Raw genomic sequence first — 17,847 nt, 5'->3', positions numbered from 1 at the left:
GTCTGCTTTCCTAGGTTTTACATGTAAAGATTTTTGAGGGGAGTATTGTAACAAAACTTGGCTTTTGGTTGCTTGTCATAATTTAATAATTCATACAATGTTATGAATACTTAAGATGCTTTTTGTTACAGTAAATCATACTATACTGTTAAAGTTTTGGAAAATTAGGCATGCAGACGATAGAAGTGTTAATAGCAGATGATAGCAATCTTGTTTTAAAAGTCATCACCAAAGCATTACTTGAAAATAAGTTCGATCATTATTGTTTTGAAGAAAGCAAAATACATTATGCCCACGACGGGATGGAAGCTTTTGAAATTATGGGTAAAAATAGAAATATCTCTATGCTCATTAGCGATATTAATATGCCCCATCTCAATGGCGACGATTTAGTCGAAGTGCTTATTGATACCAACTTACATCAAAAAATTCTGACTGTTTTTATCACTGCAAACGAAGATGTTATTAAGCACAGTACAAAAAAACATACCATTGGAACGATTCAAAAACCTTTTAATCATCTCTCTTTTAACATGTCTTTAAACGAATTGGTAAGAAAGCATCACGAAAAAAAGGCGCATGCGCAAAAAAAATACGCTTCCCATAAAACACAAATCACTAAAGCGCTGCAAAATATCTGTCAAAAACACCCTATTGGGCATCAAATCAATGAAAAAAAATTTGAAGCACTCTTAGATGCATACCTCGATGCCTCCCACGTTATACCCGAAGATGAGATAGAGTTTGTTTTTTACGCGATGATTGATGATCTGTTCAAAGCATCAAATATCACGTTGAAACTCAGCCAAAATGAATTGAAGGCTGCCTTAAACAGCGTCTCAAACAAACAGCATAACTTTACCTTAGCCCTCAAAGCGTGCATTAACGATTCTATTGAGAGTTGTAAGGAATTGTTGGCTGAAAAAAAAGAGATCCCCTACCATTCAATTATGGAAGAACTCCTCTCGCCTATCAACAACAAAGCGTCAATTTTACGCAATAAAGTTATACACTATCGACCTAAAAAATATGCCCTACTGAGCCCTTACATGGAGCCGCTTCTTGAGCACTTTGAGAAAATTGATTATGCTATTAGAGATGAATATTTATCTGAATTACTTGCCTATACAAAAGAGATTGAAGAGTTCTCACAATGGATAAGTGACTACTGCCGCAATAATTCATTAGAGCGCGATCTTCCACAATTTAAAAACGCCGCTAACTTATTTAAAGAACTTTACGAAAAGTATAACAGTGTCGCTATTCATTTCAATAAAATGCAACATTACATTACTGGGGAAATCGAGAGGCATTTACTTTATAAAGTGCTGAGTTCAAAAGAGATTTCAAGCTACATGAAAAAACACCTACCAGATGTTATTCCTACCACAAGCAATATCCTTTTGCACCTCAAAAAAATAGACCAAACAACCTACAAAAAGCTAGCAGAAAACGACTTTCAATATTTAGCCGTTTTGTCTTTAGACATAGATTTCCTTGCCCACTTTAAAGAAAAATACGAGCAGATCTGTACCCATACCAAAATTTTCTGCTTTTCTAAAACCACTTTTTTTGAAGATTGGATTGGGAACAATAAAGTCGATAAGCTGGTAATTGATTATGATTTTTCTACGAATGTATTTGCTTCGGGATTGGTTTATCTCAAGTATTTTCTAAAACAAAATTCTAAAAAAAGAGCCCTCGCTCCTTTACAAAGATACAACCGTTACTACCTTGTTGCCTCACAACATGAGGCAGCTAAAGAAAAAGAGCACCTTCACAGCCTCAATGCGCACATCATCGAAAAACCTCTGTACGCAAACGACGTTAAAAATATTTTGTTGTACAGTTAACCGAATCACAAACAAGAAAATACATGCATTCCTAAAGTCTACTTTCCAACGTTTACATGTAAAAATTTTTAGGGAGATAGTGTAACGAAAATAGACCTTTTAAAACAAAGTATCGTTTTACAATTCATAACTTATTATGAACACTTAAGATGCTTTGCGTTAGAGTTATTCATACTAGATTACTAAGGTTAAGGAGTAAAATCACATGAATCTCTATTTGCTTTTTTTAGTGATGGCAACACTAACCGTTCTAAGTCCTGGTCCTGGTGTTGTTATGACGCTAACCAATGCGCTAAGATATGGTTTAAAAGGAACCTTTGGTGGCATTTTGGGTATCGCAATTGGAGCGCTTATTATCGCGGCCATTTCTGCAACGAGTCTTGGGGTTTTGCTAGCGACTTCAGCCACTATCTTTACCATTTTAAAATTTGCTGGAGCTTTGTACCTTCTGTATCTTGGTATAAAACTATGGAAAGCACCTCCCCTAAACCTAGAAGGGCAACATCTGCACAAAGCAAGTTTTAGCAAACGCTTTCTTGAAGGTTTGTCTTTGCAACTCACCAATCCCAAAGCGATCTTTTTCTTTCTCTCTATTTTCCCACAATTTATTAATCAAAATGAAATCAATTACGTCATGCAATTTTCTATTTTAGTCTTAACTTATAGTTCTTTAGTGGTCATTATTCATTGTTTGTACGCATTTTTTGCTCGCAAAGCACGAACGTGGCTGACCTCCCAGCGCGGCGGAAAAATCATTAACAAAGGGGCTAGTATGACTTTTCTCTTTTTTGGTTTTTCGCTTGCAACAGCAAAACAATAACTTCACGCTTTGCAGGGATATGGTTTCATATCCCTGTCTGTGTATCAAAAATTATTCGTCTTTAAACGCAAACCCTTGTGCCATTAAAACTTTGCCTGTTTTTCGGTAGTAAATGCTCGAATATGCCTTTGAGGTAATCTCCGCGTAGGTTGGCATGGAGCCGCTTCCTGTTGCATCTCTGAAGGCTTTAAAGGCCTTATCATACTCCAACACGCCCTTTTTCACTTTTTCGCTATCGTAGCTATCTTGCATTGCAAAGCTCTCGAGTGCAACGCGTGGTTTGAGTGGAGCATTTTTAGCATCTTGTGTGGGAACGCCGATGGTGCAACCTACGGCTAAGAATGTTTTGGGTGGAAGGTTAAAGAGCTGTATCATCTTGTCGGAATTTTCACGCACTGCTCCGATACAGGTTGTGCCATACCCCAAAGCTTCGGCAGCCACTTGAAGCTGAATAAGCATGATGCCCGCATCGACAGCACCCACCATAATGCCCTCAGCACTCTGCTCAATGACGTGTTTTTTCCCCATGCTCTCGGTAATGATATTGGTGCGATTAAAGTCGATGACAATACCCACAAACACGTCCGCAGTGGCAATATGTGCTTGATGGTTGCACAACTGCGAAATCTGCTCTAGCTTGGCTTTATCACGCGTGTAAACAAGGCTAATTTGTTGCGCGTTGATGGAAGTTGGAGCGCGTTGCGCCGTTTTAAAGATAAGTTCTAAGTTCTCATCGCTGATAACTTCGCCGGTAAATTGACGGATCGATTTTCGATTTTGAAGCTGTTTGATGGTTGGATTTTCCATAGTTTCTCCTATAAAATTTTTTGCAATCGTTGAACGGATAAACTTACAACTTTATCTGCTAGAAATGCTTGAAATGCCCTAAATGGCTCTTTACTCATATACACATTTAACAGTGCTTCACTCTCCCATGTCTCTACAAAAACATAGGTATTTTCTTTTTCGTTGTCTTTATGCACATCGAACTGTAAACAACCATGGTCTTCATGATGAAGATTATTATGCAAAGCAGAAAACGCCTCAATTACGCCCTCTTTATTGGACTCTTCGAGTGTCAGTGTTACGATTATAACGACTTTTCCCATCACTTATCCTCTGAAATTTTTGGTTAATACTTTGATAAATTTAGCCTTTTCTGCTTCAATGTCAAGATCACCCTTGAAGATGTCATGCACGGAGTACGTTTCCATCGGTGTCGCACCGCAGAATTGCCATGTTTTATGTGTAGCGATGTTGGCTGCATCAAGACTCAGCCCCTCAAAAAAGCCCTCTTTGTTTCCAAACTCTGTGACGGGACAGTTGTAGGTGAGGGAGAGCATATACTTTTTGCCTTGCATCAACCCGCCACTACCATAACGCTTACTTGCGTCACTGCGGCTTCGTCCATCGCTGGCGTAAATACCATTGTTCGTGCCAGCAGAGAACACTTCATCAATGTACTTTTTCATCATCCAAGGCACACCCATCCAATAAACAGGATATTGGATAATAAAATAATCTGCCCACTTAAATTTTTCGACCTCTTCGAGTGGGTTATAGTTACTCTCAGCCTTTGCATGCTTAACATTAAAACCTTTGCTTTTTAAAAATTCTTCTGCTGTATCGATGTAAAGCTGCGTAAGTTTCCCCTCTGCAATGTGGGCATAGTATTGATGACCATTGATGATAAGTACATTTTTCATGATTGTCCTTTGTCTTAAGATATTAAAAGAAGTATAAGAGGTGTGTACTTAAAATACCCTTACGATACTTTTGTAATGTAATAGTAAAATTGTGTAAATATGGTATAATACAAATAAACTTTCGCTAAACTCAATTTGCAAAATAAAAAGCACTAAAAGTGCGCGGGCTCACTGCCGAAGTGAACTCAGCGTTAGCGTAGTCTTTAGAGCTTGGCTCTAAAGGCGTGTAAAGGTAAAAAAGGAGCACGATGTATTTGGTTAATGACAAAGAGTACAAATGCTCTGTCGCCATCGCACAAGATATTTTTAATGATAAATGGAAACTGGGCATCATCTGGCATTTACTTGATGGTGAAAAACGTTACAAAGACTTATTTGAAGAGGTCTGTGACATTACCCAAAAGACACTGACCGTCAAACTGCGGGATTTGGAAGAAAAAAAGCTGATTAAGCGTGTTGTTTTTCCTGAAATTCCTCCTAAAGTTGTCTATTCGCTCACGCCTATTGGCGAGAAGCTTCGCCCTGTGCTAAAAGAGATGTTTGACTGGGGAATTGAGTATGTTAAAGAGTGTGGGGAATTTACAAATGGTGCTGTTTGCGAAGCAAAATTAGCCGATAAACAATGATTTATGTGGTGTAAGTCGTGACAAGAGGAATTTTTCATCCTTCTTGTCAATGTTGTTGATAACTAAGCTTTCTTCGCTTTTTTCTCTTCGCGCTTCTCTTTTAACGACTTCTCTGGTTTCTTTTTAACTTCTTTTTTCATATCTTTACTTTTCGCCATGTTCTCTCCTTTTTGAAGTTGGTTAATACTTCTTAATTGTATAAGAGTTGGGCTTAAAGAAAACACTCAACCTCATTTCGCACAATCTTAAGCTCGTATACTATAAAATAAATTGATTTATCTCTTATTAGGAGTTCTTTTGGAAAACAACAAACATCATCTCATAGCTAAGTTTGAAAAAGAGCTCAAACAGTATGAAAGCTTTAGCGACAAAATGGACATCTTACTCAAAGAACTGCTTGAACAAGAGAAAATTTCTTACCACTCCATTGAAAATCGCGTCAAAGAAAAAAGCAGCTTATCGAAAAAAATTGACGGGAAAAACAAGTACCAAGACCTTAGCGAGATCACCGATATTGTGGGTTGCCGCATCATCAGCTATTTTGAAATTGATGTTGAAAAGATTGTCAATCTTATTTTTAAAGAGTTCAAAATAGACGAAGTCAACTCCATCGACAAAAAGAAAATACTCGATCCCGACCGCTTTGGCTACCTCTCCTACCACATCATCTGCTCTATTAATGATGAAAGAGCACAGCTTAGAGAGTATAAAAACTACAAAAATCTCAAATTTGAAATCCAAGTGCGAACCATTCTCCAACATGCATGGGCAGAGATAGAGCACGACATAGGCTACAAGTCGAACATCGCCGTTCCTAGGGAATTTCGTAGAAAATTCTCACGTATTGCGAGTATGCTTGAAATTGCCGATGATGAGTTTAGCAGGCTGAAACTCGACATTCACAACTATGTTGAAACCATCTCCAAACAGGGGTTTGAAAATACCGACATTAACGCCGAAAGCCTCAAACTCTTCATCGAGCAATCAGGCGATTTGGAAGAGATCGAAACGCACATCATCGAAACATTAGCACTCAAAAATGTCGCTTTTTCAGAACAGATGCAAGAAGCCATTATCAGTTTCACCCTAAATATTATCAATAAATTTACAGCATATAAAGAGATTCTTGAAGTTCAAAACTCTATTCGAAAGAACAAAGAGCTTATCAAACAGTTCATCCTCAAATGGGCACAACTTAGGGCTATTTTATTGGATAGGTTTCAAAAACATTTCGATCAAAAAGATGGTCTTATCATAGGATACGCATTAATGATGGAATTTTTAGAAACCAACCATAAAGAAGGACTCAAAGCATTTTTTCCCGATGTTTCACTCCAAGAAAAAGACGAAGCAGTGGCATTAGCAATGAAAATATACAGAGAAATTACGAGTAAATAAGCTTTAAATGATGGCTTCTTTATGTATCACCGATAAAATGGACGTATTTGCAGAAAATTTCACAGGTGTGAATCTGCACAAACAAAAGATCACCAAAGCGGAGTTTGACGACTGCACCTTTGTCTCTTGCGACTTTAGTGAAACCTTTTTCTCATCGTGCAGATTTATCGGGTGTCGTTTTGAAAACTGCAATCTAAGCCTTATGAAACTCACCGACACCAAACTAAACGCAGTTCAATTCTCCTCATGCAAAATGATAGGCATCGACTGGACGATGGCAAACTGGGAGAGCCTTCTCTCCATCGAACCCCTTCAGTTTCGTGACTGCCTTCTGGGTGACAGCAATTTTTTTGGCTTAACCCTAAACGGACTTGTGATGAGCGAATGCCGTATAACCGAAGCCGACTTTAGAAGCGCAAACCTCGAAAAATCAGACTTTCGAGGCTCTGACCTCAAAGGTACCCTCTTTGGCAACACCCATCTGGAATACGCCAATTTTACGGATGCAAGTAACACGATGATCGATCTGCGCACGAATCACCTCAAAGGAGCCATTTTTAGCCGATACGAGGCGCTTCAACTGCTTGAATTAATGGGGATTGTGTTGGTTTGAATGAGGGAAAGAAAATCTTTACATGTATTATTTATAATTTTCTAATTGAGAATGTAGATAAAAACTTGTAACAAAAGAAGCATAAAACCAAAGTTTATTAATATTTTGTAGTTGAGGCATTGTATCATAGGCAAAAATTCCTGCAAAACCTAAGGAAAGAAGTGACAATATTAATACAAGAGTTACTACTCCTTTAGTCCAAAATATATCTATCATACTCAAAAAAAAATTTACAATAAGTGCAATAAATGAACAATATAATGTTTTACAAATAAAAATAATAAATATTCCTACAATTGGTATAAACAAATCCAATGTTTCTAATGTAATTTTGGTATCTTTATATGATAATTCAAAACTACTATTTGCTATATATGCAACACTCAACATTGGAAGTACTAATATTTTACTTAAATCTTGTAAATTTTTTAAATCAGCTACTTTAGTAATAAAATCCACAATTTATGTCCTTAAATATTTTATCAAAAAGATAGAGAAGATATCACATATCTTCTCTAAACTCATTTTTTCTTTGGTGGTGGAGGTGGTGGAGGTGGTGGTGAAACTGGGCGCTTACTATCGCATGTTCCTCTAGTAGTATTTCCACCTGTATTAATAGGTGTTGTAGGTTTTTCTGCCATATTTATTCCTCATAATTGGTTTGAATATTTTATAATGACTAATAACATTGACACTATTGAAAAACAAGTTGCTATAGCTGTGAGATCACTAGTTTTATTTTGTGTTTGTGTATTTAATAATAAAGCTTTTTCAACACAATGAAGAGAGTCAAGTAAAGCATGATATTTTGACCATTCATTATTTGGAAAATCTGGTTTTGAAAAAGCATTTACATCTGATAAAGAACCTAAGTGTTTTTCTCTAAAAGCGATAAATGCATATAAACAAAAAATAATTGCCGTACCTGATGAAACTAAAATTCCTGTATTTATTGAAACCCATTTGACTTCATCGGTTCTTGCAACAAGACCCATAATTAAAAAATTCATCCATAGGACTGTTTTTATACTTGATAATTGAGCTGGAATCACACTTCTAAGCATTGTTTCAAGAGCACTTTTCTTTGCTTCATAAAGAAGTTTTAAATTATGCTCAGAGTTTTCTATTTCTTGTTTTTTTTCTTCTGCTAGTTCCATAAAATAATTGTATCAAATAATTAAAGTGTTTTATTTCTTTTTTCAAGTTTTCTCATATTTTAGTATAATCCCCCATTATGTTAAGGCGGGCGATGCAGACGATTTACGGCGATAGAGCAAAATGTTACAGCTGTTACAGACCCAAAAGCTCATGTATGTGCAGCCATATTCGACCCATTGCAACGCAGACCAAATTCATCGTTTTGATGCACCCCAAAGAGTTTAAAAAAACCAAAAATGGCACGGGGCATTTGACACACCTTTCACTTCCAAACTCTGAGCTTTTTATGGGCATCGACTTTAGTGACAATGCACGCATCAACGAAATCATCGCAACACATGAGAGTTTCATTCTCTACCCTTCAAAGCATGCTATCAACCTCAGTCATCACAATCCTTTGACTGAAAAAGCTTTACATGTAAAGAAGAAGGTGGCGATTTTTCTCATTGATTCGACATGGGCGTGTTCACTTAAAATGATGCGTGAAAGTAAGAACTTGCACGCTCTTTCTCACATCAGTTTTGACTCCACGAAGCGTTCGGAGTTTAAGATCAAAGAGCAACCCCTAGAGTATTGCCTCTCGACCATCGAGTCCACACTCACCGTGTTGGAACTTCTTACCAAATGGCAGATCGAAACGATTGAGCAAAACAAGCTCGACACATTCCTCACCCCTTTTCACGCGATGATTGACTATCAACTAGAGTGCATCCAAAATCCTCTGCATCAAGCGGTTAGGTTTAAGCCTAGACGTACCTAATTTTTCGTTACAATAAGCCATTCATATCTTTACATGTAAGGATCACCATGCGTTACCTCAAACACCTCAGCCTCTTGCTCCTTTTGAGTTTTTTTGTAGGTTGTACCCCAACGCCAAACCTACCACGCAACAACGATGAGAGCACAACTTCAGCGCTGTATGAACGCTCTTTTGAGGCTCATTTTCCCAATGTCGCACTACTCAATCTCTTTTTCACCCAAATGCCCAAAGGTGGCGACTTGCACCACCACTACTCAGGCTCTTTGTATGTCGAAACCTACCTTGAATGGGTGAAAAATAAAGGTTGGTTTATCGACACCTGCAGTTTCAAAATCGTCAAAACCAAAAGCAATGAAGCTTGCAAAACTCTCAGCGTGGATGAACTCATCGCGAATAACACACTGTACCGCAAACTGCTCACGCTCTGGTCTGACAAAGACTTCGACAACCACAGCCATGAACAACTCCCGCCCGATAGCAACTTCTTCAACACCTTTGGCTACTTTTCACCCATCTCCGACCAGTACATGGACGTGGGACTGAACATCATTAAAGAGCGCGCACTTAATGAAAACGTCTCTTACATCGAAACCATGCTCTCACGCGTGGGTGTCAATAGCGCTGATTTTTTCAGTGCAGAAGAAGCCAAAAATATCAATAACGCCCTTCGCCACGCGACCACACAAGAAGAGGTCAACGTACTGCTAGATCGCATCAGTACGGTTTATGCACAAAACAGTGCATTTGAGACAAAAGTGGCATCGTTCATCAAAGAGTTAGAGAAAAGACATGAGGGCATCGACACGGCAAGCTTTACCATGCGCTACCAAACGTATGCTACTCGCGTGGTTGAACCGCTTCAAGTCTATACCGATTTGCTCTCTGGCTACAAAGCCGTCCTTAGCTCACCGCTTGTGGTGGGTGTGAACATTGTAGCTCCTGAGAACAACACCGTGGCGATTAACGACTACACCCTTCACATGCGCATGTTTAACTACCTCGCGAGCCACTACCCGCAAGTGCCACGCTCACTGCACGCGGGAGAGCTAACCATCGGTATGGTTGAACCCAAAGAGCTTCTCTTTCACATCACCCAAGCGCGCAAAATCGCAGGGGCACAACGCATCGGGCATGGTGTAGACATCGCGTATGAAAAAGAGTCTTTGGCTCTTCTTAAAGAGCTTAAAGAACACGCCGCCATCGAGATCAACCTCACCAGCAACGAGTTCATCTTAGGCGTTTCGGGCAAGGAACACCCCTACTCCATTTACGCCGCGTATGGCGTGCCCATCGTCATCTCAACGGATGATTCGGGCGTTTCAAGAGACAACTTGACGCATGAGTATGTCCTGCTTGCGAGTCGCTACCATCCAAGTTACGCCACCATCAAAACGTATGTGTATAACAGCATCGACTATTCGTTTTTGACGCCTGCGGAGAAAGCTAAAGTAAAAATGCAACTGGATAAAAAGTTTGAAGTGTTTGAGAAAGAGATGAGTGCGTTAGCAAAAAGTTTAAAATAGGGGTGAGAGTTTTTCTCACCCAAACGCCAACCACACGCCCACACCGAGCATCAATGTGCCTGCGACACGGTTCATAAGTTTGACGTTGTTGCTTTTTTGCAAAAACTTACGCATGGTGCTACCACCACTCGCGTAGATAATCAAACAGATAAATTCCAATACTAAAATAATGGCTAACAGTACCGAAACTTGAGGAATGAGCGGTTTCGTTTGGTTGATAAACGGTGGTAAAAGTGCGATGAAAAACGCCCAGCCTTTTGGGTTTGCAATGGCGGTAATAAAACCTTGTGAAGCCAGAGAAAAAGTGGAAATACTTGGCGTACAATGCACCTCAGTTAGTGCCATTTTGCCACGATTTAGCCAAAGTTGCACACCCAAATACCCAAGATAAAGCCCACCCGCATACTTAAAAACGGTAAAGATGTCAGGATGGTTGATCATGATCGCCGCAACGCCGACAACCGAAGAGAGTGCGACTATCGCCACGCCGATGAGCTCGCCCGCCATCATGTAAAACGTACGCTTTAAACCGATGCTCATACCAAGGCTCATCGCAAGTGTCATGCACATGCCAGGCGTTACCGAGACAAAAAAGAAAGTGGGAAGAAAAAGCGCCATAATCGAAAAATCAACTGCTGAAATCACATCAAATCCTTTAAACAAAGGGAAATTATACTCTACCCTTATACAAAAAAATGTTTAAAAAATGGGCTTAATGCTTTTTACATGTAAAGGTCAAATTTTAAAAAGAAGCTCTCTTGCCTTGACTACGAGTACCATGTTCGCAAGAGCAAAAATACAGCCGCAACCAAAGAGAGCGCAAGGAGAAGGAAAAGCCCAAAACTGACACCGAAAAGTTTATCTTTTTTCATTGTTTTTCCTCAAAATGAGCAAAGAGATTGAAATGATGATATAACTTTTTTGATTTCGTTGGGCTTAGAAGAAGTACGTCAAAAAATGGCGGATGCTTGTCAATTATTTGATAAATAAAATGCTAAACTGAATCTTTATGCGTAAAATTACTCTAACCTTATTTCCTCTTGTTCCTATAACCTGTTCGTACTATAATCATCCTAACCCTATCTAAATAAGGATTGATCATGTATTTAATATTGGTTGCAAGTCTGAATGAAAATATGAAGTTGGCAGGTAAAATACAAAAGTGCCTAGAAACGATGGGTGTTAAAAGTCAAATCATCAATTTAGTCGATTTGAACATCACCTTGTATGACTCTTCGAAAGAGACAAATGATGGCATCCCAAGCAAAATTCTTGAGCTTTCAAACACCATGAAAAATTCCTCAGGATACATCGTTGTAGCCCCTGAATACAACTACTCCATTCCTCCTGTTTTAACCAATGTCATCGCATGGATATCCAGAAGCAATGAAAATTTCAGAGAACTCTTCACCTTAAAATGCATCCAACTCGCAACGCACTCAGGAATCACAGGAAATGATGTCTGCAATGCGATGCGTTTACAGTTTTCAAAATTAGGAGCCGTTGTTGCTCCCAGAGAGATTTTAACAACACCTAACAAAAAGATAGAAGAAGATAGTTTGCAGAGAATTTTGACGCAATTTTTGAGTATTTCTCGAAAGCCACTGTAATTATTTTTAGTAATTAAGAGATCTTTGTTTAACATTTACATGTAAGGATTTCTTCCTTACATGTAAACTCTCTCACTCCTCGATTTTTTGCATCCGATAATACAACACAGGAATCACCAAAAGCGTGAGTATTGCCGAACTTACCACGCCACCGATCATCGGAGCGGCGATGCGTTGCATGACTTCACTTCCAACACCGTCTAACCACATAATCGGTAAAAGTCCACCAAGAATCGCAAAAACGGTCATGAGTTTAGGGCGCACTCTTAAAACCGCCCCTTCAAAGATGGCTTCTTGAATGGCATGTGCTGTTCGCTCTTTGACATGAGAAATGGCTTCTTCAAGATAGATAATCATCACAATCGCCGTCTCCACCGCGATGCCGATAAGTGCCAAAAAGCCTACAATGACGGCAATGGAAAGGTTAAAGTTCAGATAATCCACATATAAAAACCCACCCACAGCGGCAAGCGGCAGGGTCAAAAAGACCAAAAGCGCATTTTTAAACGAGCCAAGTCCTAAGTAAATGAGCACAAACGTCACCAAAAGCGTGAGCGGAAGGATGAACTGCAAGCGCTCCATCGCACTTTCCAAGTACTCGCTCTCGCCTGCCCAACCGATGTAAAAACCTGTTGGAAGCTCCACACTCTCTTTCAGAATTTTGCTCGCCTCTTCTTTATAGGTTTTAGACGAAAAGCCCTCTTTTAGGGTGATGTAGATGTAGTTGACTTTCTTGCCCATTTCAGACTTGAGCTCACTCGCACCCACGTCGTAACTAAGCTCCACAAAATGTCCTAAACGTTGGAAACCATACGGCGTTTTGATGGTCAATTCACTAATGGTATTTAAGTCTTTACGACTCTCTTCTTCCAGTCTTAACGTGATCGCATAGCGTTCAATGCCTTGGTAAAACGTTGTTACTTTCGAGCCACCGATGGCGTTATCTACGAAGTCTAGTATCTCTTCTTTGGTGAGACCATACGCGGCAATATTTTCAGGCTTAAGCGTCATATTCAGGTAATAACCGCTGTTTGCTTTGTCCGCAAAAATACTTTTGGTTCCCTCATAATTGGCAAGGACACTGGCAATTTTATTGGCGCTATCTTCTAGGGCTTGGTCATTGTCTCCGTAGAGTTTGATGCCAAGCGGTGTTCGTATGCCTGTGATGAGCATATCGATGCGCCCACGAATCGGATATGTCCATGAGTTGGTCAATCCCGTCATTTGAAGCTGTTCGTTCATCTCATCTCTCAGCTTCTCATACGTCATGCCCTCTCTCCACTGCTCTTTGGGTTTGAGCTGTATGATGGTCTCGATCATCGAAAGAGGAGCTGGGTCTGTCGCACTTTCCGCACGCCCTGCTTTGGCAAAGGTACTGAGGACTTCGGGAAAGCTTTTGATGACCTCATTGCTCTTTTGCGCATACTCTTTTGCCATCTCGATGCTGATGCCAAATGGCGTGACAGGCATGTACATAAACGTCTGCTCATTGAGTGGGGGCATAAACTCCCAGCGCTGTTTGGTGTAGGTGTGATAACCCAGTACCAAAAAGCCAATAAATGCCGCAATAGCAATATACCAAAAGCGCATGTGTACCTTTAAAAGCGGTGCATAAATCCAGATAAAAAAGCGGTTGAGTGGATTTTTGTGTTCTTCAAGGATTTTGCCTTTGACAAAATAGATCATCAAAAGGGGAACAAGGGTAATGGAGAGCACTGCACCGATGAGCATCGCAAAGGTTTTGGTGTAGGCTAAGGGTTTAAAGAGCGCTCCTTCTTGACCGCTGAGTGCGAAGATAGGTAAGAAACTCACCACGATAAGCAAAAGCGCAAAAAAGATCGGGCGTCCAACTTGTTTGGACGAAGCGATGATGATGGCTTTGCGCTCTTCTTCGCTTTTTGGCTCGCCGTGCGAGAGCTTTTTATGCACATTTTCGATCATAACGATGCACGCATCGACCATCGCACCAATAGCAATGGCAATACCACCCAAACTCATAATGTTCGACTCCAGCCCAAAAAGCTTCATCGCCAAAAAGGTCAGAGCAATGGTGAGCGGCAGAACAATGATGACGACCAAAGCGCTTCTAAAGTGAAGCAAAAAGAGCATCACCACTGCCAAAACAACAATGCTCTCTTCAAAAAGAGCGCGCTTGAGGTTGTTAATCGCTTTGGTAATGAGATCGCTTCTATCGTACGTTGTGACCACTTCCACATCGTTTACATGTAAAGATTCTAGCTTCTCTTTGACCGCCTGAATGACCTTGTAAGCGTTCTCTTTGTGACGTACAACCACAACGCCTCCGACCACTTCGCCTTCGCCGTTGAGTTCTGCTAAACCACTTCTATAGGTGGGAACCACACGCACATCGGCGATGTCAGAGAGTTTGAGCGGAATGCCATTCACCGTTTTGATGGTGATGTTTGAAAGGTCTTCCAAAGAGGTGGCAAAACCTCTGGCTTGGATGATCTGCTCAAAGCCATTTTCAAGCACCACTCGCCCACCCAAATCACTGTTGTTTTTCGAAAGTGCGCTCATAAGTTCATCGATACTGAGATCATATTTGTAGAGCGCGTCTTGGCTCAGTGTGATTTCATAATCTTTCACAAAACCGCCCACACTCGCCACTTCGCTTACCCCTTCAACACCTAAAAGGGCATAGCGGTAGAGGTAGTCTTGAATGCTTCTAAGCTCTTCTAAACTGCGATTTTTAGAGGTGAGCGCATACTCAAACGCCCAACCAATACCCGTGGCATCTGGGCCTAGCTTGATGGTTGCGTTTTTAGGAGCATTTTTCGAGACATTTTGAATGACTTCATTGACCCTATCTCGCGCCCAGTAAAGGTCGGTGCCATCTTCAAAGATGATGTACACGATGGCATTTTCATACGACGTAAACGCGCGCACAGTTTTGGTTTTTGCGACCGATAACAGCGCATTGGTCAGCTCGTAAACGAGCTGATCTTGGATGATCTTTGGCGACTGCCCCAAATACTTCACATTCACGATGACTTGCGGTGGCGTGAGGTCTGGCAAGGCGTCCAGTGGGGTTTGCCGAATCGCCCAAAAAGAAAGAAATGCGGCGATAAGTAAAGTTAAAAGAAGAAGCGCCCTGTTTTTGACGCTTTTTTCAATGATACTCTCGATCATTTCATTGCCCCTGCGTTATTTTGGGCATCGGCATCAAACATAAAGAGCGCATTTGAGACAACTACATCGCCCTCTTTTAGGCCTTTGACTATTTCAAATGTGTCGTTATTGAGTCGTTTTGCTTCGATCTCGCGTGGTTCGTATTCGCCCTCAAATTCGCCTTTGACAAAGACACTCGTCTTAGCACCTTTGGTCATCACTGCACTTTTTGGAAGGGCTAGATACTCACGTTTGGCTGTGCCAAACCTTGCTTTTGCAAACGCATTTTCGTAAATCTCGAGGTCTTTGTTTTCGATGACCAAACGCACATCCACACTTTTCGTTTGCGGGTCAACTTTAGGGTAGATAAAATCAATTTTGGCTTTGTAAGGCTTAGAACTCATATCAAAAAAGATGTCCGCACTTTGCGCACGTTTAACAAAATCAAGGTCTTTTTCATACACTTTAACGATAAGCCATAAGTTCGTATAATCGCTGATCTCGTAAAGTTTCATCCCTTTGGGAACGAACGCGCCTTGATTGATTGCTTTTTGGGTTACGATACCGCTGTACGGTGAAACGATAGTGATGTTTTCAGGCACATTTTTTTCACTGATAATTTTCGCAATCGTTTTCTCATCGACCCCTAAAAGTTTGAGCTTTTGCGTGATGCTCTGCACCATGCTGTCACTTTTGATGCGTAACGCGTTGATAAGTTCCAACTCTGCGGTGTAAATCTCTTGCGAATAGAGTTTCGCCAAAGGCTCGCCTTTTTTAACACTGGTAAAACTTTTGTTCACGTAAAGCGTTTCGATAAACGCGTCATAACGCAAACTCACCTCTTTGACATTTTCTTCATTGGCTTTGGTATAGCCGTAAAAATCTTTAGCAGAGCCTTCCAAAACTTTTTTTACTTCGATGGTTTTGACATTGAAAATCTGCTTGGCATCAAGCGTGGAGCCTAACAGTAGAAGAGCTCCTAAAATGAGATGCGTGTATTTCATAGCTCGACTCCTAAAAGGGTGTAAATTTTGATGATGGACTCGTTATACGCGAACGTGTTAGCGTTGATTTGCTTTTGTGCTTCAATGATTTGCGTGACTACATTGAGAAGGCTTAAAAGTGCGTCATTTTGAGACAATGCAGTGCTTTGAAGCACTTCATACATCTTCTCATTTTCATGTAACACCTCTTTCGCCAAAGAGATTTTGTCGTACTGCAACTCTTTGTTGAGAAGCTCATCTCTTAGCTCAAACTGCAAACTTTTATGCACCGACTGCACACTCTGTTCGGAGGAAGCATGGGTGAGTGTGGCTTTTTGGATGGAGGCATTCTCTTTGCCGTAAATCGGAAGCGGTACAGAAACGCCTAAAAAGGCGTAGTCGTCTCTTCCTTGCCTTCGATTGTAGCCAAGAGTTACCGTAACATCGGGCGTTTTATTTGCTTTTTCATAGCGTAAATTGAGCAGCTCTTTTTGGCTAATCATCATTTGGGTTTGAAGCTTCGGCGATTTTTCCAAAAGCTTCTCTTCATCACTGAGCTTATAAGGCAATAGTCCTTCATGTGCGCTCATCTCAGGCATAGAGGCTACGATGATGCTCTCTAACTTTCGCTCTATGGAAGCTTTGTCGCGAAGCAGTGTTTTTTTCTCGATGGTAAGGTTTTTTTGCAAAATCGTATTGTTCAGCGTATCGACATAGTGCGCGCTGGTGGTATTGTAAGCAAGGTGGGCATTTTTCAGGTCTTCCAAAACTTTCTCATACTTTATCACTAAAGCAAGATCTTGGTTAATGCGGATGTAACTTTGCTCCAACACGCCAATTTCACGTTGCATTTCGAGTTTTTTAGTTTTTAGTTCCAGCTTTTTAATCGCCAAATCTTGCAAGGCAATCGACTCTTTGATGTCCAGTTTTCCACCCGTTGGGATCTTTTGAGAAAGCGAAATCGCCTCATTTTGCGCTTCTTGGTTTCTTGTAAGTGGCTCATTTAAAAAGATGTCGTTGACCCCAAGAGAGAGCATAGGGTTTTCCCAAATCTTGCTTATATCAACCTCTTTTTCAAGCGCTTGTACCTCAGCTTCGAGTGCCTTTAACTCATAGTTATGCTCATACGCTAAAGAGGTCAACTCGCTTTGCGCCAAAGCGTAGCCCGCGAGGGCTACGAGCATTAAAATGACGCGTTTCATTAGAGGTTAACGCTTGATTTTAAGCGTTGTTTTTTGCCATCACTGGTTTCGATGACGATGTTAAGCTGCCATGTGCCATTCATTGAGAATGTGACATGTGCCATATACGCACCGTTGACAAACATTGCCTCAGAAGTTTGCTCCATTGCTGGCATTCCTGGCATCGCTGGCATTGCAGCGGTAACGCTTACTTTCGCATCTTTGATCTCTTTGCCATTCTCTTTGACTTTGATGTTGATCATGTTCATGCCCTGACTTAAAGGCTTTTCACTGCTGTACTCAACTTCTAATGGACCCGCCATCCCTTTTTTAGACAAAGCATCTGCCGCAAAAACAGCACTAAGGCTCAACGCCACCGCTAAAAACATCCCTAAAATCTTCTTCATTACGTACTCCTTGTAAAAATATAATGACAGTATAGAAAGCGTGTGTGTACTATTTGTGGAATAACTCTAATAAAAACCAT

18 protein-coding genes are annotated in these 17,847 nt (G+C 40.5%); 8 read left to right on the top strand and 10 right to left on the bottom strand.

Going from position 1 to position 17,847, the window contains the following annotated elements:
• Positions 1-170 precede the first annotated feature (170 nt).
• On the top strand, positions 171-1,853 hold the full coding sequence (locus tag N0B29_RS09515) for a response regulator transcription factor (protein WP_263833491.1): 1,683 nt from the start codon (positions 171-173) through the stop codon (positions 1,851-1,853).
• 205 nt (positions 1,854-2,058) lie between these two features.
• The gene (locus tag N0B29_RS09510) at positions 2,059-2,673 is read left to right on the top strand and encodes a LysE family translocator (protein ID WP_263833490.1); all 615 of its coding nucleotides are present in this window, start codon (positions 2,059-2,061) and stop codon (positions 2,671-2,673) included.
• A gap of 51 nt (positions 2,674-2,724) precedes the next feature.
• Here N0B29_RS09510 and N0B29_RS09505 read toward each other — a convergent pair whose 3' ends face one another.
• From N0B29_RS09505 to N0B29_RS09495, 3 genes are read right to left on the bottom strand one after another with little or no spacing between them, the layout of a single operon-like run.
• On the bottom strand, positions 2,725-3,480 hold the full coding sequence (locus tag N0B29_RS09505; protein WP_263833489.1) for a nitroreductase family protein: 756 nt from the start codon (positions 3,478-3,480) through the stop codon (positions 2,725-2,727).
• Positions 3,481-3,488: 8 nt separating this feature from the next.
• A complete protein-coding gene (locus N0B29_RS09500; protein WP_263833488.1) occupies positions 3,489-3,782 on the bottom strand; it encodes a putative quinol monooxygenase in 294 nt (97 codons plus the stop codon).
• Between the two features lie 3 nt (positions 3,783-3,785).
• The gene (locus N0B29_RS09495; protein ID WP_263833487.1) at positions 3,786-4,379 is read right to left on the bottom strand and encodes an NAD(P)H-dependent oxidoreductase; all 594 of its coding nucleotides are present in this window, start codon (positions 4,377-4,379) and stop codon (positions 3,786-3,788) included.
• Positions 4,380-4,627: 248 nt separating this feature from the next.
• On the opposite strand from N0B29_RS09495, the gene N0B29_RS09490 reads away from it, so the two are divergent.
• The 3 genes from N0B29_RS09490 (at position 4,628) to N0B29_RS09480 (ending at position 7,016) form a co-directional block, all read left to right on the top strand.
• Complete coding sequence (locus N0B29_RS09490) at positions 4,628-5,005, top strand: winged helix-turn-helix transcriptional regulator (RefSeq protein WP_263833486.1); 378 nt, start codon at positions 4,628-4,630, stop codon at positions 5,003-5,005.
• A gap of 297 nt (positions 5,006-5,302) precedes the next feature.
• Positions 5,303-6,403, top strand: a complete 1,101-nt coding sequence (locus N0B29_RS09485; protein WP_263833485.1) for a GTP pyrophosphokinase — start codon at positions 5,303-5,305, stop codon at positions 6,401-6,403.
• A 10-nt stretch (positions 6,404-6,413) separates the two neighbouring features.
• Positions 6,414-7,016: a pentapeptide repeat-containing protein gene (locus N0B29_RS09480; RefSeq protein ID WP_263833484.1), complete on the top strand. Its 603-nt coding sequence runs from the start codon at positions 6,414-6,416 to the stop codon at positions 7,014-7,016.
• Between the two features lie 27 nt (positions 7,017-7,043).
• On the opposite strand, the gene N0B29_RS09475 is transcribed toward N0B29_RS09480, so the two are convergent.
• Positions 7,044-7,475 carry a hypothetical protein gene (locus N0B29_RS09475; RefSeq protein ID WP_263833483.1) on the bottom strand — a complete coding sequence of 144 codons (432 nt, stop codon included), beginning with the start codon at positions 7,473-7,475 and terminating at the stop codon, positions 7,044-7,046.
• A 191-nt stretch (positions 7,476-7,666) separates the two neighbouring features.
• Entirely contained in the window at positions 7,667-8,173 is a 507-nt protein-coding gene (locus N0B29_RS09470; RefSeq protein WP_263833482.1) for a hypothetical protein, read from the bottom strand.
• Positions 8,174-8,265: 92 nt separating this feature from the next.
• On the opposite strand from N0B29_RS09470, the gene N0B29_RS09465 reads away from it, so the two are divergent.
• Together N0B29_RS09465 and N0B29_RS09460 are read left to right on the top strand one after the other, a co-directional pair.
• Positions 8,266-8,934, top strand: coding sequence for a tRNA-uridine aminocarboxypropyltransferase (locus tag N0B29_RS09465; RefSeq protein ID WP_263833481.1), 669 nt, complete (start codon positions 8,266-8,268; stop codon positions 8,932-8,934).
• Positions 8,935-8,981: 47 nt separating this feature from the next.
• Positions 8,982-10,457: an amidohydrolase family protein gene (locus N0B29_RS09460; RefSeq protein ID WP_263833480.1), complete on the top strand. Its 1,476-nt coding sequence runs from the start codon at positions 8,982-8,984 to the stop codon at positions 10,455-10,457.
• 15 nt (positions 10,458-10,472) lie between these two features.
• On the opposite strand, the gene N0B29_RS09455 is transcribed toward N0B29_RS09460, so the two are convergent.
• A complete protein-coding gene (locus N0B29_RS09455; RefSeq protein WP_263833479.1) occupies positions 10,473-11,102 on the bottom strand; it encodes a LysE family translocator in 630 nt (209 codons plus the stop codon).
• A gap of 455 nt (positions 11,103-11,557) precedes the next feature.
• Here N0B29_RS09455 and N0B29_RS09450 point away from each other — a divergent pair, with 455 nt between their 5' ends.
• Positions 11,558-12,067, top strand: coding sequence for an NADPH-dependent FMN reductase (locus N0B29_RS09450; RefSeq protein WP_263833478.1), 510 nt, complete (start codon positions 11,558-11,560; stop codon positions 12,065-12,067).
• Positions 12,068-12,139: 72 nt separating this feature from the next.
• On the opposite strand, the gene N0B29_RS09445 is transcribed toward N0B29_RS09450, so the two are convergent.
• Genes N0B29_RS09445 through N0B29_RS09430 form a run of 4 tightly spaced genes read right to left on the bottom strand, consistent with a single transcriptional unit; the run spans position 12,140 to position 17,767 of the window.
• The gene (locus N0B29_RS09445) at positions 12,140-15,217 is read right to left on the bottom strand and encodes an efflux RND transporter permease subunit (protein ID WP_263833477.1); all 3,078 of its coding nucleotides are present in this window, start codon (positions 15,215-15,217) and stop codon (positions 12,140-12,142) included.
• Entirely contained in the window at positions 15,214-16,200 is a 987-nt protein-coding gene (locus N0B29_RS09440; RefSeq protein ID WP_263833476.1) for an efflux RND transporter periplasmic adaptor subunit, read from the bottom strand. The genes N0B29_RS09445 and N0B29_RS09440 overlap by 4 nt, the downstream gene beginning before the upstream one ends.
• On the bottom strand, positions 16,197-17,381 hold the full coding sequence (locus N0B29_RS09435; RefSeq protein ID WP_263833475.1) for a TolC family protein: 1,185 nt from the start codon (positions 17,379-17,381) through the stop codon (positions 16,197-16,199). The genes N0B29_RS09440 and N0B29_RS09435 overlap by 4 nt, the downstream gene beginning before the upstream one ends.
• Positions 17,381-17,767 carry a FixH family protein gene (locus N0B29_RS09430; RefSeq protein ID WP_263833474.1) on the bottom strand — a complete coding sequence of 129 codons (387 nt, stop codon included), beginning with the start codon at positions 17,765-17,767 and terminating at the stop codon, positions 17,381-17,383. The genes N0B29_RS09435 and N0B29_RS09430 overlap by 1 nt, the downstream gene beginning before the upstream one ends.
• Positions 17,768-17,847 lie beyond the last annotated feature (80 nt).

This window comes from Sulfurospirillum oryzae (assembly GCF_025770725.1).
GTDB classification, from domain to species: domain Bacteria; phylum Campylobacterota; class Campylobacteria; order Campylobacterales; family Sulfurospirillaceae; genus Sulfurospirillum; species Sulfurospirillum oryzae.
This window is presented reverse-complemented; position numbering and strand designations above follow the sequence as displayed.